This is a genomic window from Microbispora sp. NPDC088329, from assembly GCF_040685655.1.
GTDB lineage: Bacteria > Actinomycetota > Actinomycetes > Streptosporangiales > Streptosporangiaceae > Microbispora.
In genome coordinates this window covers 546,465-567,406 of the sequence record NZ_JBFBIP010000003.1, presented here as the reverse complement: position 1 = coordinate 567,406, position 20,942 = coordinate 546,465, and the positions used below count along the sequence as shown (strand labels likewise).

The following is a 20,942-nucleotide window of genomic DNA, read 5'->3' as shown; positions in this document are numbered from 1 at the left end:
CCGGACGCGCGGGCGGCGTTACATGATCACGAAGGGCCGGCCGGCGCCCTCGGGCCCTGCACGATCACGAAGGGTGTCCTGCCAGGCCGGCGCCGTCGTCCGCGGCGAACCGCACGATCACGGTGTGGGGGTCGTAGTCGTCGTGGACGGCGACGACGTCGCCCTCGCGCCCGGCGGCGGCCAGGATCGAGGCGGCGATGGACGCCCGGTAGCCGCTCGCGCAGTGCGTCCACACCTCGCCGCCGGGCACCTCGTCCAGCCGCCCGGGCAGCTCGTGCAGCGGGATGTGGACCGCGCCGGGGATGTGCGACTCGCGCCACTCCACCTCGCGGCGCACGTCGAGCACCACGACCGGGCGGTGGCGGCGCACGGCCGCCAGGTCGGCGAACGTCGCCGTCGGCATGGACGCGGCCTTGTCGTCGCCGGTCCAGTCGGCCGGGCCGCCGGTGGCGGCCGCGGCGGGGCGGTCGATGCCGATCCGCGCCAGTTCGCGCTGGGCCTCCGCGATGTCCCGGGGCGTCTCGCCCAGCAGGGTGACTGGTGTCCGCGGTGTTCCCGACGAGCTCCAGGGGATGAGCCAGCCCAGGTAGACGGCGAGGTTGCCGTCCAGCCCGAAGTTGAGCGTCCCCGCGAGGTGCCCCGCCGCGAACGCCGTACGGGACCGCAGGTCCACCACCCACTCGCCGGCCCGCAGGCGGCGGCGCAGCTCGGCGGCGTCCGCGCGGTGCGGCGGGGACAGGTCGGGCGCGTCGGGCCCGGCCTGGTTGAGCGGGGCCATGTGCGCGTAGTACGCCGGGTAGGCGTCCAGCCCGGCCAGCAGTGACTCCACGTACTCGTCCTCGCTCCGGGTCAGGACCGGGTTGACCCGCCGCTCCCTGCCGATCGTCGACTCGGTGACCTCGGACTGCGTGGCCGAGCAGAAGCTGCCGAACCCGTGGGTGGGGAAGACGTCCGTCTCGGCCGGCAGCTCGCGGGACAGCCGGTGCGCCGAGGCGTACTGGGCGCGCACCAGCGTGCCGGTGTGCTGCGGGCCCAGCAGATCCGGCCGTCCGGTCGTGCCGTGCAGCAGTGAGCCTCCGGTGAAGACGGCGGGCGGCCGGTCCGGGCACTCCAGCACGTACGACAGGTGGGTGAAGGTGTGGCCGGGAGTGGCGACCGCGCGCACGCGCGTCCGCGGGCCGATCTCGACCACGTCCCCGTCGTCGAGGGGGCTCCGGTCGAACGTCATGGGGTCGGCCGCGTTGACGTGGTAGTCCGCGCCGGTCGCGGCGGCCAGGGCCGGCCCGCCGGTCACGTAGTCGTTGTGCACGTGCGTCTCGAAGACGTGCCGGATCTCGACACCGCGCCGCTCGGCCAGGCGGAGCATCCGGTCGATGTCACGCTGCGGGTCCACCACGAAGGCGATCTCCCCGTCGGCGACGAGATAGCCGCGGTCGCCCAGAGAGGGGGTGTCGACAGGGATGATTTCGATCATTCGGGTCCCTCCTCGGCTCGTGAGGCACCCGTACCCTGGGAAAAGGCCTTCACCTCCTCCCGGGTCGGCGGAACCGCGCCGGCGCGGGTGCAGACGATCGCGGCCGCGGCGCACCCGCGCCGCAGCGCCTCCGCCACGCGCTCGCCGTTGATCGGAGCGCCGTCGAGCGCGTCGAGGTAGGCGGCGGTGAAGGTGTCGCCCGCGCCGACCGTGTCCACGACCTCGACCGCCGGGGCCGGGCAGGTGATCACCTCGCCGTCCGTGGTCTCGTCACGCAGCACCGCGGCGGCGCCGTCGCCGCCCTGCGTGACCACGACGAGCTCCGGGCCCAGGCCGGCCCACCGCCGTGCGACGTCGGCGAAGGGCTCGCCCGGGTAGAGCCAGCCGAGGTCCTCCGCGCTCACCTTGACCAGGCGCGAGAGCCGTACGCACTCCTCCACGTGGGCCAGGGCGCGGGCCCGGTCGCCGATGAGGGACGGCCGGATGTTCGGGTCGTAGGACACCGTGATCCCCGCTCCGGCGGCGGCCCGCATCAGGCCTCTGACGTGGTCGCCGCCCGGGGCCACCAGCGTGGCCAGCGAGCCGGTGTGCAGGCAGGTCACCCCGTCGAGCGTGACCGGGGCCGAGAAGGTCCAGTCGAAGCGGAAGTCGTAGGAGGCCGAGCCGTCCGCGCCGACGCGGGCGAAGGCCAGACCGGTCGCCGTCGCCGGGGCGAGGTCGCCTCCCCCGATCCCGTGGCGGGCCAGGTGACCCCGGAGCAGGCCGCCGAAGAAGTCGACGCCGGTCTCCCCGGCGAACCGCACCGGCCGGCCCAGCGCGGCCAGCGCCACCGCGACGTTGAGCGGGCTGCCGCCGGGCACGGCGGTGAAGGTCCACGATCCCGGCGTGCCGATCAGGTCGACCAGGCTCTCCCCGGCCACCAGGAAGGTCATCCGGCGTCCCCCGGCGTGTCCTCCGCCAGCACCCGCTGGGCGACGGCGAACGCGGCGTTGGCGGCCGGCACCCCGCAGTAGATCGCCGTCTGCAGCAGCACCTCCTTGATCTCGTCGGTCGTGAGCCCGTTGCGCCGCGCGGCCCGCACGTGCATGGCCAGCTCCTCCAACTGCCCGCGCGCCACCAGGGCGGTGAGCGTGATGCAGCTGCGGGTCCGGCGGTCCAGGCCCGGCCGGGTCCAGATCTCACCCCAGGCGTAGCGGGTGATCAGGTCCTGGAAGTCCGCGGTGAACTCGGTGGTCCGCTCCCGCGCCCGGTCCACGTGCGCGTCGCCCAGCACCTCGCGGCGCACCCGCATGCCGTCCTCGTAGCTCATGCCGTCCTCCAACGGGTGGTCAGGTGGCGCGTGATCGCGTCGTTCACGACGTCCGGGCGTTCGGCGGTGGCCAGGTGGGCCGCTCCCGGCACCACCAGCAGCTCGGCGTCCGGGATGCCACCGGCCAGGATCTCGGCGTCCGCGGGCGGGGTGGCCGGGTCCTCGGCCCCGGCGATCACCAGCGCGGGCGCGCGGACGCCGGCGAGCCGGTCGCGGACGTCGAAGACCGCGAGGGCGTCGCAGCACGCGGCGTACCCCCCGGGGGCCACGCCGCGCAGCATGTCCAGGTAACGCCCGGCGTCCGTGAAGGCGGGAGTGAACCACCGCGACCTGGTCGCGTCCACCAGGGGCCCGGTGCCCTCCTCACGCACCAGCGCGGCGCGCTCGCGCCAGCTCTCCGGCGTGCCGAACCGGGCGGAGGTGCAGCACAGGACCAGGCTCGCGACGCGGTCCGGCGCACGCAGCGCCAGCGTGGTCCCGACGGCCCCGCCCAGCGACACCCCGCCGTACGCGACGGTGTCCAGGCCGTGCCGGTCGAGCAGCTCCAGCACCCCGTCGGCGAGATCGCCGACGGTGAACTCGGACGCGGCCGGGGACCCATCGTGGCCGGGCAGGTCGTAGCGGAGCACCCGCCAGGTGCGCGTGAGCACCGGCAGCTGGGGTTCCCACAGGCCGAGTGTCGTGCCCAGCGAGGGCCCGAGCACGACGACCGGAGCGTCCGGCGGCCCGTCGAATCGGTGGTGCAGGATCATGACGCCTTTCCCTCGTGGTGCCGCAGGGCCCGGTCGACCAGCGCGGAGGCGGCGCCGGTGCCGGGGTCCTGCGAGGTGCTCGCCAGCACGGCGAGCAGGTGATCGAGATTGTGCCGCATGCGCTCGGGGAACACCTCCAGCCCCTCGGTCAGCTCGGCGGCCGTCTCGGCCGCCCCGCCGGCCAGGCGCAGGCACTCGCGCAGCGGCTGCCACTCGGCGTGCCAGCTCCCGGCGGGCCGCTCGTGCTCGGCGACCCGCGAGCCGAGCAGGATCTGCGCGAGCGCGGGCGCCTGCAGCGCCGCCGACCTGATCATCGTGGCGAGCACCGGATTGCGCTTGTGCGCCATCGCCGACGAGCCGCCCCGGCCCGGCGCGGCGGGCTCGGCGACCTCGCCCACCTCGCTCTGCGCCAGCAGGATCACGTCCGCGGCGAGCTTGCCGAGCGCGCCCGTCACGTCGGCGAGCGCGCAGGCCAGGTCGGTCACGGGCGTGCGCAGCGCGTGCCAGGGCAGCACCGGCTCGGCCAGCCCGGTCTCGGCCGCGAACAGCGGCGGCAGGTCGAGGGCCCGCTCGCCGTACCCGGCCATCGTGCCGGCCGCGCCGCCGAGCTGGACCGGCAGCCGCACCGCCGCCAAGCGGTCGCGGGCGTCCCGGCAGCCGGTCAGCCACCCGGCGGCCTTCAGTCCGAAGGTGATCGGCACGGCCTGCTGACCGAGCGTACGGCCCGCCATCGGCGTCTCGCGGTGCTCGCCGGCCAGCCCGGCCAGCGCGGCGAGCACCCGGTCGAGGTGGCGCAGGATCACCGCGCGGGCCCGCGCGGCCACCAGCATCGTCGCCGTGTCGAGGATGTCCTGGCTGGTGGCGCCGTGATGCACCCAGGGTCCCGCCTCGCCCGCCGCGGCCCGCAGATCCTTGACCAGCGGCACGACGGGGTTGCCGGCGTCCCTGGCCCGCCGGGCCAGACCGGCGACGTCGAACCGCTCCGGGCGGGCCGCCTCGGCGATCGCGGCGACGGCAAGCTCAGGGACGACGCCGAGGCGGGCCTGCGCCCGCGCGAGGCAGACCTCCGCCTCCAGCATCGCCCGCAGCCAGGCGTCGTCGGCCGTGATCGCCGCCACGTCCGTGCCCGCCCACACCGGGGAGAGCAGCCCGTGATCGGCACCCGCGTCAGAACTCAAGGAAGACCGTCTCCTGCTCGCCCTGCAGCCGTACGTCGAACCGGTAGACGTCCTGCCCGTCCGGGCGGGCGAGCAACGTCGCCCGGCGGGCCGGGTCGAGGGAGCCGAGCAGCGGGTCGTGCACGTCGGCGAGGTAGACGCGGGTCCGCACCGGCTTGAGCAGGCCCCGGGCGAAGACCAGCAGGGCCGCGTACGGCCTTGCCGGCGGCGCCAGGCGGAACCGGTAGGAGCCGTCGGGCGCGGTGCCGCACCGGCCGAAGCCGCTGACGCCCGCCCGCGTGCGGCGCAGCGCCTCGCGGGGCGCGGAGCCGCCGGTTCCTGTGTCTCCGCTCCACAGCTCCAGCAGGGCGTCCGGGATCGGCTCGCCCGCCCCGTCCAGCACCCGGCCGGTGATCGTCACGGCCCCCGGATGGCCCTCGGGGACGAGCTCCCAGTCGCCGGCGTACGGCAGGGCGAACCCGAAGAACGGGCCGACGGTCTGCGAGGGGGTGATCACGCGTCCTCCATCGGGGTACGGCCGAGCACCACGTCCCACCGGTAGCCGAGCGCCCACTCCGGCTCGGTGATCTCCAGGTCGAAGGTGGAGACGAGCCGCTCGCGGGCGGCCGGGTCGGGAATGGACTGGAAGATCGGGTCGAAGGCGAACAACGGGTCGCCCGGGAAGTACATCTGCGTCACCAGGCGCTGCGTGAACGCCGCGCCGAACACCGAGAAGTGGATGTGCGCGGGTCGCCAGGCGTTGTGGTGGTTGCGCCAGGGGTAGGCCCCCGGCTTGATCGTGACGAACCGGTAGCGTCCCTCGTCGTCGGTCAGGCACCGGCCCGCGCCGGTGAAGTTGGGATCCAGCGGCGCCGGGTGCTGGTCGCGCTCGTGGGCGTACCGGCCGGCGGAGTTGGCCTGCCAGATCTCCACCAGCGTGTTCGGCACCGGCCGGCCCGAGGCGTCGAGGATCCGCCCGGTGACGATGATGCGCTCGCCGAGCGGTTCGCCCGCGTGGCCCGCGGTCAGGTCGGCGTCGAGGGGGTCCACCTCGTCGCGGCCGAAGACCGGGCCGGTCAGCTCGGCCGCCTCGGGGTCGTCCTTCATCTGCAGCGGAGGCCGGGACGGCGCCCGCAGGACCGTGCTGGCGTAGTCCGGGTACAGGTAGGGCGGGTGCGTCACGATGTCTCCTCTTCGTAGGGCAGACCCACGTAGTTCTCCGCCAGCGTGGTCCCGGCCGCCTCGGAGGACGTCACGTAGTCGAGGTAGGAGGTCTGCAGCTTCCGGGCGTACGCGTCGTCGGACTCGAACGTGTGCAGCAGCGTCGTCATCCACCACGAGAAGTGCTGCGCCCGCCACACCCGGGGCAGGCAGGCCCGCGAGTAGGCCTCCAGCCCCTCCGTCGAGCCGTCGGCGAAGAAGCGGGCCAGCGCCTCGGTCAGCACCCGCACGTCGGCGACCGCGAGGTTGAGCCCCTTCGCGCCGGTGGGCGGCACGATGTGCGCCGCGTCCCCGGCGAGGAACAGCCGGCCGTACTGCATGGGCTCGGCCACGTAGCCGCGCATCGGCGTGATCCCTCGTTCGATGATGTCGCCGGTGGCGAGGGTGAAGCCGGGCACGGTCTCCAGCCGGGCCCGCAGCTCGGCCCAGATCCGCTCGTCGGGCCACTCGGCGAGGTCCTCGTCGGGCGCCACCTGGAGGTAGAAGCGGCTGATCTCCGGGGAACGCATGCTGTGCAGCGCGAAGCCGCGCTCGGTCCGCGCGTAGATGAGCTCCTCCGACGACGGCTCGACCCGGGCCAGGATGCCGAGCCAGGCGAAGGGGTAGTCGCGGCGGTACTCGGTCAGCACGCCCTCCGGGATCGACGCCCTGGAGACGCCGTGGAAGCCGTCGCACCCCGCGATCACGTCGCAGTCCAGCCGCTGCTCCGTCCCGTCGGCACCGGTGAAGGTGAGGTACGGGCGGTCGGTCGCCGCGTCGTGCACCGCCACGTCGTCCACCTCGAAGCGGAGGTCGCCGCCGGCCGCCAGCCGGGCGGCGATGAGGTCCTTGACGACCTCCTGCTGGCCGTACACGGTGATGGCCCTGCCGGGCACCAGCCGCTCGAAGGCGATGCGGTGGCCCGCTCCGCCGTACCGCAGCTCGATTCCGTTGTGGGGGAGGCCCTCCTGTTTGAGCCGCTCGGCCACCCCCGCCTCGACGAGTGTGTCCACCGTGCCCTGTTCGAGCACTCCCGCCCGCACCCGCCGCTCGACGTACTCCCTGCTGCGGCGTTCGAGTACGACGGACTCGATCCCGCGCAGATGGAGGAGATGGGAGAGCAGCAGGCCGGCCGGTCCGGCCCCGATGATCCCGACCTGAGTTCGCATACCTCCGAGCATCGGGACGACGACCCGCGCCGCGTAGGCTTGGCTTCTGCTCAGTGGAAGACGACGCGGTTTTTTACCGAATGAGGGGCATCATGTCCGGTGGAGCGCGCGATGCGGGACGGACCGTCACCTCCCGGACCCTGTCCATCCTCGGTGCCTTCGACGACCACCATCCGCGGCTCACGCTGACGGAGATCGCCGGACGTACCGGCATGGCGCTGAGCACCGTCCACCGCCTCGTGGGGGAGCTGGAGGAGTGGCGCGCCCTGCGCCGCGGCGCCGACGGGCGCTACCAGATCGGCCGCCGCCTGTGGGAGCTGGGGCAGCTCGCCCCCGACCCGCTGCAGGAGGTGGCGCACCCCTGGCTGCAGGAACTGTTCGGCGGCACCGGCGAGAACGTCCACCTGGCGGTGCGCGACGGGCTCGACGTGCTCTACGTGGACAAGGTGTACGGCAAGCGGGCCGTGCCGATCGTGTCGCGGACCGGCTCGCGCCTGCCCATGCATCCGACCGGCGTGGGCAAGGCGCTGCTCGCCTTCGAGCCGGACTGGTTCGTCACGGCCTACCTGTCCCGCCCTCTGGAGCGGCCGACCGGGCACACGATCACCGAGCCTGGCCGGTTGGCCCGCGAGCTGGCCCAGGTGCGCGCCCAGGGATACGCGACGACGCACGAGGAGATGACGCTCGGCTCCTGCTCGGCGGCCGCGCCGGTGCTGGTCGGGGACCGGCCCGTCGCGGCCGTCGGCATCGTGGTGTCCTCGCGGCGGGTGCGCGAGCTGCCCCGCCTGGTCGATCCGCTGCTGGCCGTCGCGGGCCGCATCGCCGGCGACTACCGGGCCGCCGTCACGCGGGCGTGACGGGCCGCGCCGTCACAGCGGCGTGCAGGTCACGTTGCTCAGCCCGAACGTGCCGCCCGTGGAGTTGCCGACCGCGGTGATCGCCACGCTCGATCCGGGATTGATGGCGCCGTTCCAGGACACGTTCGTGGCGGTGAGGCTCCGCCCGGTCTGCGTCCACTGCGTGGTCAGCAGCGAGAAGAGCTTCTCGTCGCCGGTGAACGTCCAGGAGATGCGCCAGCCGGTCAGCGGGGTCGTCCCGGTGTTGACCACGCTTCCGTCCGCCACGAAGCCCGAGGACCATGAGTGCACGGTCGGGAAGCCGACCGAGCAGGACGCCGTGCCCGCGTGCGCGGCGGGCGCGCCGATCGCCGCGGTGGCGGCCAGCGTGGCCGCGGCGACCCAGACGGCCCGCCCCCGTCTGACTCCCCGTCTGAAACCGGTTTCATGAGCGCCCGAAAAAAAGAGCCGTGCCATGTCCCTGTCCTTTCGCCGTGCCGGGATCTCCGGCGCCCGATGCGACGAGACGTCGCTTCAGGAATGTCACACGGTCACGGGCGGATGTCATCGGGACGGGCCGGATCCGGCCTGTTGTGGCGGCACGCGGATGAAAGTTTCATCCCACGACACGTTCCTGACCGGCGCCGGAGTGGCCGCGCTCGGCCCTCTCGCCCGCCCGTGACCGCGGGCGAGAGGGCCCCGACCTGGAGGCCGTCGTGGTCATCGCCCGCAGCACGCAGGAGGCGATCGTGGTCAACCTGCCCGAGCTCGGGTGGACCGGCCCGGTCCGGACGACGGCGTGACCATGGAGGTCGCCGCCACGGCGACCGCGGCGGCGGCCGCCGGCATGCTGTCGGTCAGTACTGCCAGCGGCAGGCCCACCCGGAGCCGCAGGTGTTGGGGTTGAAGCCGCAGTCGCAGCCCGCGGCGGACCCGAACCGGACCTCGTCCGAGGCGGTCTGCGCGGGAGCCTGGGCAACGTCGGACGACGGAACGTCAGGCGTGCCGGAATCGCCGTCGAAAAGGTCCGTGACCATGTCGACGAGGTCGGCAAGAAATTCGAACATGGGTTTCTCCCGCAAGGACGTTCGTCACTGGAAGAGCAATTGCTTGACCTCTGCCAACTCCCGGGGCATCGGGATTTTGACGAGGAGTTGCGTGATACGCGCGGCGAGATCGGCGAGGTCGTCGGCAGTGAAGCCGGGCCGGGAGAAGTCGGCCGCGCACGACTTGCCGAGGCGGTAGGTGAAAAGGCCGTTCAGCATGACGTTCACCGCCACGACCGACGGCACTCCGACGACCGGAAAGGCCACGATCAGAGGCAGGGCGACGGCCGAGAGCATCTTCGATCCGGCGTAGTAGCCCGAGACTCCGGCGACCGCCGCGGCGACCACCTTTCCCACCGTCGCCGTGGAAGCGGGATGTCCGGAAGCCCTGGCGATGGCCACTACCATCGTGGTCCAGGTGGTGGTGATTCCGGCCAGGTCGACGACCGGAAGGAAAGTACCCACGGTGCCTACCCCGGCAGCGCTGATCATGGCAGTTTTCACGATGCCCTGATAGCGATGGTCGAGTGTCATAATCGCACTCCGGATGATGAGAGCGGGAATTGGTGCCGCTCTCAGGATCCGTTCAGGTCAGCGCGGTGGAAATCACCAGAACTGGTGAAACCGCCGGTGCCGGTGACGCGTCACCACCGCCGGTGGGTCGTTTCCGTGCACAGGCCCAGTTCCCTGGCCCACAGCATGGCGACCACCTGCTGCGTGGGCGGCACGGCCGCGTCGGCGACGGAATGAGTGGCGAGATATTTCTTCCGGATCCGCAACAGGTGGCTGTTGACGGTGTTCACCTCGATGTTGAGCCGCCCTGCCACGTTCACCGCCGTCGCGCCCGGAGAACACCCGAAGGCCCGCAAGATGTCGATCTCGCGGTCGGTGAGCTGGTGCAGCCTCCGCCGTAGCGCGGCGGCGGCGAAGATCCGGGTCAGCGCTCGCTGCAGGCCGTCCGCGTCGAGGCCCCGGGCCGCCGCGATCCGGCCGCCGGCCTCGCCGCGGACGAAGGCCCTCAACACCTCCTGGTCGGAGAAGGAGAGCTCCTGGCCGTGCGGGAGCCTGCGCTGCTGCTTGTCCTCATAGAACATGGCCGCCAGCACCGGAGACAGGTGCTTGCGGCCGTCCGCCGCCGTGGCGATCGCCTCGATCAGCCGGGCCTCGTCCGGCGACGACTTGTCGATGTAGCCGTGCGCGCCGGCCGCGATCGCGTCCAGCACCTGCGCGGCCGACGCCTGCCCGGAGATCAGCAGAACCGACCAGCCCTGCGAGCCGAGACGGCGTACGGCGTCGGCGCCCGACAGGCCTGGACGAAGATCGACGTCGCATATGGCCAGCCCTCGCGTCGTGATCGGAGGAACCTTCTCCACGCCCGGCACCGGATCGAGGACACGGAACCCGTACTCGAGGAGGCGGGGCCTGACCATGTCGTCCAGGGATCTGGCGACGAGCCCCAGGTTCTCGACGAGGATGACCAGCGGTTCACTCCCCATCGGGCGCCTCCGTCCACGTGATCAGAACTCTGGTCCCCTCACCCGGGATCGAGGTGATCGTGCAGGAGCCGCCGATCCGCCGGACGGCCTCGAACGAACGCGTGAGACCGCCGCCCCGGGGCGCCGCGGCCGAGTCGAACCCGTTGCCGTGATCGATCACGGACACCTCGAGCCTGCCGTCGTCGAATTCGGCGAAGAAATACACGTCGACACCGTCCCCGGCGTGCTTACGGGCGTTTCCCAGGGCCTCGCCGGCCGCGCCGATCACGACGTCGGCGACGGCGGCGGGCGGCTCCGCGTGAACGTAGAACCTGGGGTGCACGATCAGGTGGAGATCGACGAAGGTGTCGGTGAGCTCGATGAGCCGCGCCTCGAAGCGTGTCTTCCTCGGGTCCGACGTGAGGAGCATGGTGCGGGCCTTCAGCGCGCCGCGCCGGACCGACCGGCGCGCGTCGGCCGGAAGACGGCGATCCTTCGCCAGCACGTCCAGGATGGACAGCACCCCGTCGTGGAGTCCCATGCGCACCCGCTCCCTGTGATGGGCGAGTTCGAGCCGGCGCGTCTGCTCGGCCACCAACTGTTCGGCGGCATGCCGCTCGGCGGTGGCCTGGGCGGTCTGCGCCGCGAGGATCCGCAGGAGGCAGGACACGTAGAGGCCGACCATGTACCACAGGATGAAGCCGAGGAGGTCGGAGCCCACTTTCTGCGTCAGGTCGGGGAGAAGCGTGAGGAACCATGCGACCCACATGGTGAACACGGCGACGATCGCTTTCCTGCGCAACCCGACCGCGAATCCCAGGACGAGGGAGGCGACGAGGCTGTAGGGGACCACCTCGGTCATGACCTCGTTGCGCAATTCGGATGTGGCCGCGCGCGAGCCGATCACCATGAGGGCGACGCAGAAACCGGTGTCCACCCAGGCGATCGTGGTGTCGTCACGAATGCTCCTGCGTGTCCAGGCCCGATGGACGAACCAGGACGCCTCGATCGCGCTCGCCGCGAATGCGATCACCGCGAGAACCGGATACTCGAGCTGATGCCAGACGAACAACGGGATGGCCAGAAAGGGCACCATCAGAGCCCGGATGAAAGCGGCCATCCTGGCCAGCCGCTCCTCGTTCCGCACGACGGCCCCGGAGATATCGTTTTCGATTACCGGAACGCGGCTCCAGTCGAGCGCCTCGATGATTCGAATCCACAGCTCGCGTCGCGCCCTTCCCGTCACATTCTTCTCCCGGCAGGCAGTGGACACGTCACCCGCGGTCATAGTGGCTGATCGCCGAACGGAGTGGGAAGGGCGACGTCCCGAATGGTGTATGACTGTGACGCGTTACTGACTCGCCGGGCCGATTCGTAGGACACCGGGGTCAAGGCGGCGACCATGCCATCGCCGGGCAGGCGATTCCGTGCCTCCGGTCCGGGCCGATTCGGGAAACCGAAAAGGATTTCCGGGAAAACGCCGGGCGGTCTCTTCAGCCCTGGCGTCCCGGGGAGCCTGCCGGTCCCGGACGCGGTGCGCCGTACGGCCGCTGGGCCGCGGGAAGGGCCGTCCCGGGAACGGCCTGGCGGACGTCGAAGGTGACCTGCGGCGGCACCCGCAGCGTGGTGCGGAGCGCGCAGTGCTCAAGGACCGACAGGAGCGAGGCGCGCAGCCCGGCGGGCAGCCCGGGGGCGTCCACCGACAGCTCGATGCGGTCGATCCGCCCCGGGCAGACGCCCAGGCCGTACCGCGCGGTCACGCCGACCCCGGCGGGCAGCTGACGCTGACGCAGGTAGCGTTCTGCGCAGCAGGCGACGCCCGCGGCCACGCTGCCCACGAACAGCTCGGCCGGCGTGGGACCGGTGTCGCTCCCGCCGACGTCCGCGGGCTGGTCGGCGCGGACCTCGTGGCGCCGGATCCGGACGTCGAACCGGTCGGCGCCGTGCCAGGCGACCCGGATGACGCCGTCACACGCCTCACCCATGGCGCACGGGCTCCCGGTGCTGTGCCGCCGCCGTCATGGCCCACCCCCGTGTCCGACCCGGCTATATCCGAGTATGTCCGGGGCCCCGGCCGGAGGGATGCACACGGACAGTAAGAAGCCGGTCGCGACCTGGTAAAGAGCGGGAGCCCGGAGTGTCTGCGTTTGCGACACTTTCAACTGTGGCGGACATGCGTGGCGCCGACGGGGAGGCGGACCATGATCCCGCAGACGCACCCGGACGGGCTGCCGGCCGAGCTGCACACGAGGCTGCAGGCGGTCGTGCCGACGCGTGATCGGGTCCACGCGCTGCTGGAGGCGGTGGTCTCCGTGGGCGGAGAGCTCGACCTCGAGACCGTGCTGCGCCGGATCGTCGAGACCGCCGCCACGCTGGCCGGCGCCAGGTACGGCGCGCTGGGTGTGATCGGGGAGGACAACACCCTCGTCCGGTTCATCCCGGTAGGGCTGACCGAGGAGGAGATCGCCGGGATCGAGCACTGGCCACACGGCCTGGGCCTGCTGGGGCTGCTGATCGAGGAACCCCGGCCGCTGCGGCTCGCGCGCATCTGCGACCACCCCGCGTCGTACGGTTTCCCGCCCGGCCATCCCCCGATGACCGGCTTCCTCGGCGTGCCCGTACGAGTCAGGGGCGAGGTCTTCGGCAACCTCTACCTGACCGAGAAGCGCGGGGGAGGGGAGTTCGACGAGGACGACGAGGCGATCGTTGTGGCCCTCGCCAGCGCCGCCGGGGTGGCGATCAGGAACGCGCGCCTGTACGAGGACACCCGCCGCAGGGAGACCTGGCTGCGGGCGTCGGCGGAGATCACGACGAGGCTGCTGTCCGGCGCGCGGACGCCGGGGGTGCTCACGCTGATCGCCCGGCGCGCCCGCCAGATGGCCGGCGCCGACGCGGCGGCGATCCTGCTGCCGGAGGAGGGCGGGCGGACGCTGCGGGTCGTGATCGCGGACGGCGTGCCCGGCGGGGAGGAGACGCAGGAGGAAGCGCAGGAGGGGGCGTGGGGACGCCGGCTGCCCGTCGAGGGCTCGCTGGCCGGGCAGGCCTTCGTCCACGCGGAGCCCCGCGTGCTCGCCGACCTGGGTGACACCGACCTCATCGCCGCCGTCGGGAAATCGGCCGACACCGGAGCCGTGTGCGCGGTGCCCCTGGGAGCCCCGGGAGCGGTACGCGGGGTGCTGTCGCTGGGCAGGCGGCCCGGCCGCGTCCCCTTCAGCCGGTCCGAGGTGCGCATGCTGCACTCCTTCGCCGGGCACGCGGCCGTCGCGCTCGAGCTGGACGAGGCGCGCAGGGACGCCGAGCGGCTCGGCCTGCTGGAGGAGCGCGACCGCATCGCCAAGGACCTGCACGACGTCGTCATCCAGCGGCTGTTCGCGGTCGCGATGACGCTGACGAGCGCCGCGCGGCTGGAGGAGCACCCGGAGGTGGCCGCGCGCCTGCGGACGGCGATCGGCGAACTCGACGACACGATCCGGCAGATCCGATCCACGATCTTCGCCCTGCAGGCTCCGGCCGGCGCCCCCGGACTGCGCGCCCGCCTCGTCGAACTGGCCGAGGGTGCGCGCGGGCCCCTCGGCTTCATGCCGGCCCTGCGTCTGGAGGGCCAGCTCGACACCCGCGTGCCCGCCTCCGTCGGTGAACACCTGCTCGCCGTGGCGCGGGAGGCGATCTCCAACGTGGTGCGGCATGCCCACGCCACCCGCGCCACCGTCACCGTGCGCCTGGAGAAGGACCGGCTGACCCTGCTCGTGGAGGACGACGGGGTCGGCATCCCCGCGCGGGGGCGCCGCAGCGGCCTGCGCAACCTGCGCGACCGCGCCGAGAGCCTGGGCGGTTCGTGCGCCGCGGAGGCGCGCGCCGCCGGAGGCACCCGGCTGTGCTGGACCGTCCCGCTGCCGTCGACGCCGTGAGAAACACCGTGAGGAGGCATCGTGCCATGACCGAGCCACTGCACAATGATGTGCACGGTGAACTGAACAGTGAATCGGTGAGTGATCCGGTCGGTGATCCCATCGTCGTCGGCACCGACGGGTCCGCCGGGGCGATCGGGGCGGTGGAGTGGGCGGCCGGCCACGCCGGCCTGCGGGGAGTGCCCCTGCGGGTGGTCCATGCCGCCGACCGCCTGCCGTACGACGGTCCGCGCTACCCGATCCCCGACTGCTACGACCGGCTGACCCCTTCCGGAGGGCAGATTCTCGACTGCGCCGAGCGGGTCGCCCGGGACCGGTGGCCCGGTCTCGAGGTGACCACGGAACTGGTCGAGGGGCGTCCGGGCCGTGTCCTGCGCGACCAGGCCGCCCACGCGGCCGAAGTGGTGCTCGGCAGCCACGGCGCGCACGGTTTCCCCGGCATGCTGCTCGGGTCGGTCGGCAACCACGTCGCCGGGCACGTGGGCGTGCCGGTCGTCGTCGTACGGCCCACGCCCGCGGAGGCGATGCCGGAGATCGTGGTGGGGTTCGACTGCTCGGAGTCGTCCGCGCCCGCCCTGGCGTACGCGTTCGAGGAGGCGCGGCTGCGCGGTTACCGGCTGCGCATCGTCTGCGCCTGGGAACCGCCGGTGCCGTACGGGGCCGCCATGAACCTGGACGAGATGCGGCAGGCCGCGGAGGACTACGCACGCGGGGGGCTGCGGCCGTGGCGGGGCGGGTACGCCGACGTCAAGACCGAGCTGGAGGTGGTCCGCGCCCATCCGGTCACCGCGCTCGTCGAGGCGTCGTCCCGGGCCGCCCTGCTCGTCGTCGGCTCCTACGGCCGCAACGCCCTCACCGCGGCCGTGCTCGGCTCGGTGAGCCGATCCCTGCTCGGCCACGCGCACTGCCCGGTCGCCGTCGTGAGGAGGACCCGGCCGCGCGGCGGTGAGCCCGTCGTGTCATGAGCCCGGCGAGCCGGTCGTGCCGTGTGGTGGGCCGGTCGTGTGGTGGGCCGGTCGTGCGGCGAGTCGTCAGAGAAGGCGGGCCGGCCGCACCCCGGGAACCGCCTGCGCCAGCAGGTCGGCCACGTGTTCGGGGCCCTGGCCCTCGGGGCCGCGCAGGTCGACCTCGCCGTCGCGCACGCGCACCTCCCAGGACGTCTCCGAGGGGTAGCGCTCGCGCAGGGCGGCCAGCACGGCCTCGCGCAGCTCGTCGTCCGACCTGGCGAGCAGCCCCATGAGATCGCGGCGGCTGACCATGCCGACGACCCGTTCGTCGCGCAGCACGGGCACGCTCTTGACCCTCTTCGCGATCATCAGGTCCGTCAGCACCCTCGCGTCGGTGGTGTCCTCGACCGCGCTCACCTGGCGGGACATGACGTCTCCCACCGTCCCCGGCACCGAGGCGCCCGGCGTGAACGCGCCGCACAGCAGATCGATCTCGCTGACCATCCCGACCAGTTCGCCGTGCTCCCCGAGCACGGGGGCGGCCGTGATGTGGTGGTCGTACAGCACCCGGATCGCCCGCCGCACGGAGTCGCCGCGCCGCAACGTGATCGCCGGGCTGCTCATGACCTCACCGGCCCGCATGGCCCACCTCCCGCGTCTCGCCCCACCTGCCCGGCACCTGCGCCGACATGGTCATTCCACCGCCGTCCGGGCCGTACGGGCAGGTGCCGGAGGTCCCCGTCCGTGAGGTCTTTGGGCCCGTGCGGCGCCCTGACCCCCGTGGTCGGATGGAGATGGCCCGGTGCGGGCGAGCCCGGCCGCGCGCGGGGCCGGTGCCGTACGGCACGCCGCCGTGGGGAGGAAACGATGACCGTAGAAGCCATGACCGCCGCCGACGTGATGAGCAGGGTGCTCGTGACCGTGAAGCCGGACGAGTCGCCGCTCATGGCCTGGGAGCTCATGCGCCGTGGGTCGATGCATCACCTGCCCGTGGTGGACTCCGGTTCCCGCATCATCGGCGTGCTCACCCGGGAGGACATCGCGGCCCACTGGTCCGGCGGGCCCGCGGAGCAGTCGAGCAGCCAGGTGCGGCAGTTGCTGGCCGGGCGGAGGTGTCCCCACGTGCCGCCCGACACGTCGCTGCCCGTCGTGGCGGCCGTGATGCTGGAGTCGGGGGTGGACGTCGTCCCGGTCATCGGGGCCTCGGGCGCCCTGCAGGGTCTCGTCACCGTGACCGACGTGCTCGTGGCGGTCGCGGGCAGGCGGGGAGCCTCGCACGGTCACGAGGAGGTGCCGGCCGGGATGTTCCGCCTGGAGCCGGTGCTGCCGCCCAAGCCGTCCCGGACCGCCGAGGACCAGCGGCAGGGGCCGTGACGGCGGTCGTGCCCCGGTCGTGGCCGTTCGCCGGGCGGTGTGCAGAATAAGGGCATGTTCCGCTCGGTGGTGATCTTCAAGTGAGTGCCCGTATCGACCATGCCGTCACGTCGGGCACCTTCAGCCTGGACGGCCAGACCTTCGACGTCGACAACAACGTGTGGGTGCTCGGTGACGACGCCGAGTGCGTGGTGTTCGACGCGCCCCATGACGTCAAGGCGATCACGGACGTGATCGCGGGACGGCGCGTCGTGGCGATCCTCGCCACCCACGCCCACGACGACCACGTGAGGGTCGCGCCGGAGCTCGCGGAGGCCACCGGGGCGCCCGTCCTGCTGCACCCGGCCGACCTGCCGGTCTGGCGGCTCACCCACCCCGGCCGCGAGCCCGGCGGCACGCTGTCCGACGGGCAGGTCGTCGAGGTCGCCGGAACCCGCCTCGAAGTGCTCCACACTCCCGGGCACGCTCCGGGCGCCTGCTGCTTCCATGCGCCAGGCCTGGGCGTCGTCTTCACGGGCGACACCCTGTTCCAGGGCGGCCCCGGCGCGACCGGTCGCTCGTTCTCCGACTTCGGCGTGATCATCGATTCGATCCGCGACCGTCTGCTCGTCCTGCCGCCCGAGACCGTCGTCCACACCGGTCACGGCGACAGCACGACGATCGGCGCGGAGGCGCCGCACCTCGACGAGTGGATCCGCCGGGGCCACTGACGCCCCCGGAGCCGACGCCCCCCGAGCCGCCGCCCCGCCCGCCGTGGCTCATCCCGCGACCCGGACGCCGGTGACGGTGAAGCGCTCCACCTCGGCCACGTGGCCGCCGGTGCTCGCGACGAGGGTGAGCGTGCGGCCCGCGGCCGCGCGGAAGGTCACCGTGGCGGACCAGGGGACGTCGTCCCCTCCGGCCGAGACGCAGCAGCGCTCGCCGAGTGGGCCGGCGCTCCCGGTGCCGCGCACCCGCACGCGGATGCTCTCGTCCACGCCGGTGATCCTGCCGCCCACCGTGACGGGCGAGGACACGAGCGCGCCGTACCGGGGGGTGGTGAGGGAGAAGGTGGTGTCGTCGGTGCCCACCACCTCCCACGGGGCGTCCGGTCCGGTGCCGAACCTGACCAGGTGGACGACGGCGGCGATGCCCGGCCGCCCGCCGCCCTCGCCGCGGATGCCGACGGAGACCCGGGCGTGCGCGCCGGTGACCGTGCGCGTGACCACCTGGTCGACGCCGGTGAAGCCCAGGAAGCCCTGGGTGAAGGCGAGCGCGGTCTGTTCGGCGTCCAGATGCCAGGGCTGGTGGCCGCCCGAGCGGTAGCCCTCCTGCCAGTCCCGCACCTGTTTCTCGTCCGCGAAGGGCCACAGCGGCTGGTAGTGGCCCGCGACGAGAGAGCCCGAGGGGGCGGGGGTGGCCACCGGACCGCTTTCCGGGCCCACCACCGGGCTGATCGCGGGGCTGATTCCCGGGCCGGCGTCTCCGCCACTTCCTGAGACGCTCGCCGGGCCGCTTCCCGGGCCGCTCCGCTCCGGGGTCTGCGGGCCGGATCCGCACGCGCCCGCCAGCAGGCCGAGCGCGGCCAGCACGGCGGGCGCCCACCGGGCCAGTCCTGCCCGGCCGTTGGTCACGCCGCCAGTCACGCCGCCAGTCACGATGCGGGCTCCCGCCTCACGAGAGGTTCCTTGACCGAGAGCATGCCCCCGGCGGGATGTCGGACACTCCCTCAGCGGCACTTGCCCCGCAGCCAGGCGCGGTATTCCTTGGGATAGTTCGTCATGACACTGCCCGGCGACTGGTCGAGCACAGCCTGCCACTGGGACACATTGCCCTTCCACGAGGCAGCCGGCTCGGTCCAGTGGACGCTGTCGGTCCACCGGCCGGCGGACCCCTTCAGCAGGTCAGGGTGGCGCTTGGCCAGCTCGCTCTGGATCCAGGGGTCGTTGGAGTAGACCATGATCCGCTGCTTCCCCCGGCGTTCCCCGATCGGGCCGGAGATCTCCTTCCAGCCCCGCGCCGCGAACTTCGGATTCGTGAGGACGGGCTTGGTCTCGGGTTTGATCTCCAGGAGCGCGACCAGCCCCAGGGAGCGCGCGTGGTCGAGCCACTGCCGCAGCGAGTAGACCCGCTCGCCCCGGTAGGGACCCCGGATGACGCGGCGGCCGGCCAGGTTCCCCGCGCCGTACGTCCACCAGATGCCGGTGAGTTTCTGCTGCGTGCCGGTCAGCCCGTGAGTGGTGCTGTTGTGCCACATCACGGCCTTGGTCCCCTCCTTGGTGAGCTGGACGTCGGCCTCGACGCCGTCGGCTCCCCAGGACTTCTGGTCGGCGAGCCCCCGCACGTTGTTGGGCTGGCGCATCTGGTCCTTCGCCCAGCCGTTCGCGCCCTCGGGGTAACCCCCGTGCCCGAACACCAGCGGGCAGCGCGGCAGCGCGCTCATTCCGGACGCCGTGGCCGGTGCCGCGCCCACCGTCGCGCCCGCGGCGAGGACGGCCGTCGCCGCGCACAGAGCGGTCGTGATCCTCATCGTCCAACCCCCCGAGACGGACTGTGTATCAGCGCGGCATCGTATTGGCACGGTCATCGGGAGATCAAGAAACGGCCGGACGGCGGCCACCGGAGTGGTCCTGCACGCTCACCGGCCGGTGCCAGAACTGTTAACGATAACAGCGGCGCTGTCAATGGGCCGGGTTCTCCGGAACGAGGCCTTGACCAGAGCCAATGCGAACGCTAACAATCGGCCCGCGAGACCTGCCGCCTGACTAAGGAGTTCCTTCGTGCTTCAGGCACAGCTGACCATCGACCCCGCCCATCGGGTGGCTCCCGTACGGCCCCGCACGTTCGGCACGTTCGTCGAGCACCTCGGCCGCTGCGTCTACACGGGAATCTACGAGCCCGGCCATCCCACGGCGGACGAGGAGGGCTTCCGCGGCGACGTGCTCGCGCTCACCCGCGAGCTCGGCGTGACCACCGTGCGCTATCCCGGCGGCAACTTCGTCTCCGGCTACCGCTGGGAGGACGGCGTCGGCCCGCGCGAGCGGCGGCCCCGGCGGCTCGACCTGGCCTGGCACAGCACGGAGACCAACGAGATCGGGGTCGACGAGTTCGTCCGGTGGTCCCGCCTGGCCGGGCTGGAGCCGATGATGGCGGTCAACCTCGGCACGCGCGGCGTTCAGGAAGCCCTCGACCTGCTCGAATACTGCAACATCCCGTCCGGCACCGCGCTGTCGGACCTGCGGGTCGCCAACGGCGCCAAGCAGCCGCACGACATCCGCATGTGGTGCCTGGGCAACGAGATGGACGGCCCCTGGCAGATCGGGCACAAGACCGCACGTGAGTACGGCAGACTCGCCGCGGAGACCGCCCGCGCGATGCGCATGGTCGATCCGGGCCTCGAACTGGTGGCCTGCGGCAGCTCCGGATCCTCCATGCCGACCTTCGGCACGTGGGAGGAGACCGTCCTGGAGGAGACCTACGACCTGGTCGACCTCATCTCCTGCCACGCCTACTACGAGGAGAAGGACGGCGACCTCGGCGGTTTCCTGGCCTGCGCCACCGACATGGAGCACTTCATCTCCACGGTCGTGTCCACGGCCGACCAGGTGGGGGCGAGGCTCGGCTCCGCCAAGAAGATCTCCGTCTCCTTCGACGAGTGGAACATCTGGTATCTCAGCCGCCACCAGGCGGCCCCGCCCCCGCCGGACTGGCCGGTCGCGCCGCCGCTGCTGGAGGACCACTACCACCTCGCCGACGCCGTGGCGCTCGGCAGCCTGATCATCACGCTGCTGCGGCACAGCGACCGGGTCGCGGCGGCCTGCCTGGCCCAGCTCGTGAACGTGATCGCGCCCATCATGACCGAGCCCGGCGGCCGGGCCTGGCGGCAGACGACCTTCCACCCGTTCGCGCAGGCGGCGCGGTACGCCAGGGGCGAGGTCGTGCGGGTCGACCCCGTCTGCCCGTCGTACGAGACCGCCGAGTTCGGCCGGGTGCCCGTGGTGCACGCGGTCGCCACGCGTGACGAGACGGACACGACGGTGTTCGCGGTGAACAGGTCGTCGACCGAGCCGGTGGAGCTGGAGCTCGACGCGCGGGCGCTCGGAGCCGTGCGGATCGCCGAGGCGACGACGCTCACCCACGAGGACGTGTACGCCAGGAACACGGCCGACGACCCCGATCGGGTGGCGCCCCGTCCCAACACCGGCCACGGCGCAGACCCGCTGCGGATCGTGCTGCCGCCGGTCTCCTGGAACGTGATCCGGCTGTCGGGGGCCTGACACCCGCCCGGCGCCCGAGCGCGTGATCACGGGCCGAGG

23 protein-coding genes are annotated in these 20,942 nt (G+C 72.6%); 6 read left to right on the top strand and 17 right to left on the bottom strand.

Going from position 1 to position 20,942, the window contains the following annotated elements; genetic code table 11:
- Positions 1-64: 64 nt before the first annotated feature.
- The 8 genes from AB0O28_RS10025 to pobA are packed head-to-tail and all read right to left on the bottom strand — an operon-like array spanning position 65 to position 7,061.
- On the bottom strand, positions 65-1,474 hold the full coding sequence (locus AB0O28_RS10025) for an MBL fold metallo-hydrolase (RefSeq protein ID WP_363638320.1): 1,410 nt from the start codon (positions 1,472-1,474) through the stop codon (positions 65-67).
- A complete protein-coding gene (locus AB0O28_RS10020; protein WP_363638318.1) occupies positions 1,471-2,406 on the bottom strand; it encodes a carbohydrate kinase in 936 nt (311 codons plus the stop codon). Before AB0O28_RS10020 ends, AB0O28_RS10025 begins: the two co-directional genes overlap by 4 nt.
- The gene (pcaC, locus tag AB0O28_RS10015; RefSeq protein WP_363638316.1) at positions 2,403-2,783 is read right to left on the bottom strand and encodes a 4-carboxymuconolactone decarboxylase; all 381 of its coding nucleotides are present in this window, start codon (positions 2,781-2,783) and stop codon (positions 2,403-2,405) included. Before pcaC ends, AB0O28_RS10020 begins: the two co-directional genes overlap by 4 nt.
- Entirely contained in the window at positions 2,780-3,535 is a 756-nt protein-coding gene (gene pcaD / locus AB0O28_RS10010; protein WP_363638314.1) for a 3-oxoadipate enol-lactonase, read from the bottom strand. The genes pcaC and pcaD overlap by 4 nt, the downstream gene beginning before the upstream one ends.
- Positions 3,532-4,713, bottom strand: coding sequence for a 3-carboxy-cis,cis-muconate cycloisomerase (gene pcaB, locus AB0O28_RS10005; protein WP_363638312.1), 1,182 nt, complete (start codon positions 4,711-4,713; stop codon positions 3,532-3,534). The genes pcaD and pcaB overlap by 4 nt, the downstream gene beginning before the upstream one ends.
- Entirely contained in the window at positions 4,703-5,209 is a 507-nt protein-coding gene (pcaG, locus tag AB0O28_RS10000) for a protocatechuate 3,4-dioxygenase subunit alpha (RefSeq protein ID WP_363638310.1), read from the bottom strand. Before pcaG ends, pcaB begins: the two co-directional genes overlap by 11 nt.
- Complete coding sequence (pcaH, locus tag AB0O28_RS09995) at positions 5,206-5,874, bottom strand: protocatechuate 3,4-dioxygenase subunit beta (protein ID WP_363638308.1); 669 nt, start codon at positions 5,872-5,874, stop codon at positions 5,206-5,208. The genes pcaG and pcaH overlap by 4 nt, the downstream gene beginning before the upstream one ends.
- Complete coding sequence (gene pobA / locus AB0O28_RS09990; protein WP_363638306.1) at positions 5,871-7,061, bottom strand: 4-hydroxybenzoate 3-monooxygenase; 1,191 nt, start codon at positions 7,059-7,061, stop codon at positions 5,871-5,873. The genes pcaH and pobA overlap by 4 nt, the downstream gene beginning before the upstream one ends.
- A 92-nt stretch (positions 7,062-7,153) precedes the next feature.
- Between pobA and AB0O28_RS09985 the strand changes: the two genes are divergently transcribed.
- Entirely contained in the window at positions 7,154-7,918 is a 765-nt protein-coding gene (locus AB0O28_RS09985) for an IclR family transcriptional regulator (RefSeq protein WP_363638304.1), read from the top strand.
- Positions 7,919-7,930: 12 nt separating this feature from the next.
- Here the strand turns inward: AB0O28_RS09985 and AB0O28_RS09980 are convergent, their stop codons facing one another.
- From AB0O28_RS09980 to AB0O28_RS09955, 6 genes are all read right to left on the bottom strand, one after another.
- On the bottom strand, positions 7,931-8,374 hold the full coding sequence (locus tag AB0O28_RS09980) for a cellulose binding domain-containing protein (protein ID WP_363638301.1): 444 nt from the start codon (positions 8,372-8,374) through the stop codon (positions 7,931-7,933).
- Positions 8,375-8,754: 380 nt separating this feature from the next.
- On the bottom strand, positions 8,755-8,964 hold the full coding sequence (locus tag AB0O28_RS09975) for a hypothetical protein (protein ID WP_363638299.1): 210 nt from the start codon (positions 8,962-8,964) through the stop codon (positions 8,755-8,757).
- Between the two features lie 24 nt (positions 8,965-8,988).
- A complete protein-coding gene (locus tag AB0O28_RS09970) occupies positions 8,989-9,477 on the bottom strand; it encodes a hypothetical protein (protein ID WP_363638297.1) in 489 nt (162 codons plus the stop codon).
- A 110-nt stretch (positions 9,478-9,587) separates the two neighbouring features.
- Positions 9,588-10,439, bottom strand: coding sequence for a LuxR C-terminal-related transcriptional regulator (locus AB0O28_RS09965; protein ID WP_363638295.1), 852 nt, complete (start codon positions 10,437-10,439; stop codon positions 9,588-9,590).
- A complete protein-coding gene (locus AB0O28_RS09960; RefSeq protein ID WP_363638293.1) occupies positions 10,429-11,538 on the bottom strand; it encodes an ATP-binding protein in 1,110 nt (369 codons plus the stop codon). Before AB0O28_RS09960 ends, AB0O28_RS09965 begins: the two co-directional genes overlap by 11 nt.
- A 373-nt stretch (positions 11,539-11,911) precedes the next feature.
- Positions 11,912-12,403 carry an OsmC family peroxiredoxin gene (locus AB0O28_RS09955; protein ID WP_363638291.1) on the bottom strand — a complete coding sequence of 164 codons (492 nt, stop codon included), beginning with the start codon at positions 12,401-12,403 and terminating at the stop codon, positions 11,912-11,914.
- 216 nt (positions 12,404-12,619) lie between these two features.
- On the opposite strand from AB0O28_RS09955, the gene AB0O28_RS09950 reads away from it, so the two are divergent.
- Together AB0O28_RS09950 and AB0O28_RS09945 are read left to right on the top strand one after the other, a co-directional pair.
- Entirely contained in the window at positions 12,620-14,326 is a 1,707-nt protein-coding gene (locus AB0O28_RS09950; protein WP_363638289.1) for a GAF domain-containing protein, read from the top strand.
- Between the two features lie 77 nt (positions 14,327-14,403).
- Complete coding sequence (locus AB0O28_RS09945) at positions 14,404-15,291, top strand: universal stress protein (RefSeq protein ID WP_363638287.1); 888 nt, start codon at positions 14,404-14,406, stop codon at positions 15,289-15,291.
- Between the two features lie 66 nt (positions 15,292-15,357).
- On the opposite strand, the gene AB0O28_RS09940 is transcribed toward AB0O28_RS09945, so the two are convergent.
- Positions 15,358-15,915, bottom strand: a complete 558-nt coding sequence (locus AB0O28_RS09940; RefSeq protein ID WP_363638285.1) for a CBS domain-containing protein — start codon at positions 15,913-15,915, stop codon at positions 15,358-15,360.
- A 225-nt stretch (positions 15,916-16,140) separates the two neighbouring features.
- Here AB0O28_RS09940 and AB0O28_RS09935 point away from each other — a divergent pair, with 225 nt between their 5' ends.
- Together AB0O28_RS09935 and AB0O28_RS09930 are read left to right on the top strand one after the other, a co-directional pair.
- A complete protein-coding gene (locus tag AB0O28_RS09935; RefSeq protein WP_363638283.1) occupies positions 16,141-16,647 on the top strand; it encodes a CBS domain-containing protein in 507 nt (168 codons plus the stop codon).
- Between the two features lie 80 nt (positions 16,648-16,727).
- Complete coding sequence (locus AB0O28_RS09930; RefSeq protein ID WP_363638281.1) at positions 16,728-17,357, top strand: MBL fold metallo-hydrolase; 630 nt, start codon at positions 16,728-16,730, stop codon at positions 17,355-17,357.
- Positions 17,358-17,405: 48 nt separating this feature from the next.
- Here the strand turns inward: AB0O28_RS09930 and AB0O28_RS09925 are convergent, their stop codons facing one another.
- Positions 17,406-18,284: a hypothetical protein gene (locus AB0O28_RS09925; protein ID WP_363638279.1), complete on the bottom strand. Its 879-nt coding sequence runs from the start codon at positions 18,282-18,284 to the stop codon at positions 17,406-17,408.
- A gap of 71 nt (positions 18,285-18,355) precedes the next feature.
- The gene (locus AB0O28_RS09920; protein WP_363638277.1) at positions 18,356-19,156 is read right to left on the bottom strand and encodes a glycerophosphodiester phosphodiesterase family protein; all 801 of its coding nucleotides are present in this window, start codon (positions 19,154-19,156) and stop codon (positions 18,356-18,358) included.
- Between the two features lie 250 nt (positions 19,157-19,406).
- Between AB0O28_RS09920 and AB0O28_RS09915 the strand changes: the two genes are divergently transcribed.
- The gene (locus AB0O28_RS09915; protein WP_363638275.1) at positions 19,407-20,903 is read left to right on the top strand and encodes an alpha-N-arabinofuranosidase; all 1,497 of its coding nucleotides are present in this window, start codon (positions 19,407-19,409) and stop codon (positions 20,901-20,903) included.
- Positions 20,904-20,942 lie beyond the last annotated feature (39 nt).

Coding starts and splice junctions, on each gene's coding strand:
- pcaC (WP_363638316.1), bottom strand. CDS start 2,783: ATGAGCTACGAGGACGGCATGCGGGTGCGCCGCGAGGTGCTGGGCGAC.
- AB0O28_RS09955 (WP_363638291.1), bottom strand. CDS start 12,403: ATGGGTGAGGCGTGTGACGGCGTCATCCGGGTCGCCTGGCACGGCGCC.
- AB0O28_RS09985 (WP_363638304.1), top strand. CDS start 7,154: ATGTCCGGTGGAGCGCGCGATGCGGGACGGACCGTCACCTCCCGGACC.
- AB0O28_RS09965 (WP_363638295.1), bottom strand. CDS start 10,439: ATGGGGAGTGAACCGCTGGTCATCCTCGTCGAGAACCTGGGGCTCGTC.
- AB0O28_RS09960 (WP_363638293.1), bottom strand. CDS start 11,538: ATGGCCGCTTTCATCCGGGCTCTGATGGTGCCCTTTCTGGCCATCCCG.
- AB0O28_RS09980 (WP_363638301.1), bottom strand. CDS start 8,374: ATGGCACGGCTCTTTTTTTCGGGCGCTCATGAAACCGGTTTCAGACGG.
- pobA (WP_363638306.1), bottom strand. CDS start 7,061: ATGCGAACTCAGGTCGGGATCATCGGGGCCGGACCGGCCGGCCTGCTG.
- AB0O28_RS09975 (WP_363638299.1), bottom strand. CDS start 8,964: ATGTTCGAATTTCTTGCCGACCTCGTCGACATGGTCACGGACCTTTTC.
- AB0O28_RS09940 (WP_363638285.1), bottom strand. CDS start 15,915: ATGCGGGCCGGTGAGGTCATGAGCAGCCCGGCGATCACGTTGCGGCGC.
- AB0O28_RS09950 (WP_363638289.1), top strand. CDS start 12,620: ATGATCCCGCAGACGCACCCGGACGGGCTGCCGGCCGAGCTGCACACG.
- AB0O28_RS10025 (WP_363638320.1), bottom strand. CDS start 1,474: ATGATCGAAATCATCCCTGTCGACACCCCCTCTCTGGGCGACCGCGGC.
- AB0O28_RS10020 (WP_363638318.1), bottom strand. CDS start 2,406: ATGACCTTCCTGGTGGCCGGGGAGAGCCTGGTCGACCTGATCGGCACG.
- pcaD (WP_363638314.1), bottom strand. CDS start 3,535: ATGATCCTGCACCACCGATTCGACGGGCCGCCGGACGCTCCGGTCGTC.
- AB0O28_RS09935 (WP_363638283.1), top strand. CDS start 16,141: ATGACCGTAGAAGCCATGACCGCCGCCGACGTGATGAGCAGGGTGCTC.
- AB0O28_RS09920 (WP_363638277.1), bottom strand. CDS start 19,156: ATGAGGATCACGACCGCTCTGTGCGCGGCGACGGCCGTCCTCGCCGCG.
- AB0O28_RS09970 (WP_363638297.1), bottom strand. CDS start 9,477: ATGACACTCGACCATCGCTATCAGGGCATCGTGAAAACTGCCATGATC.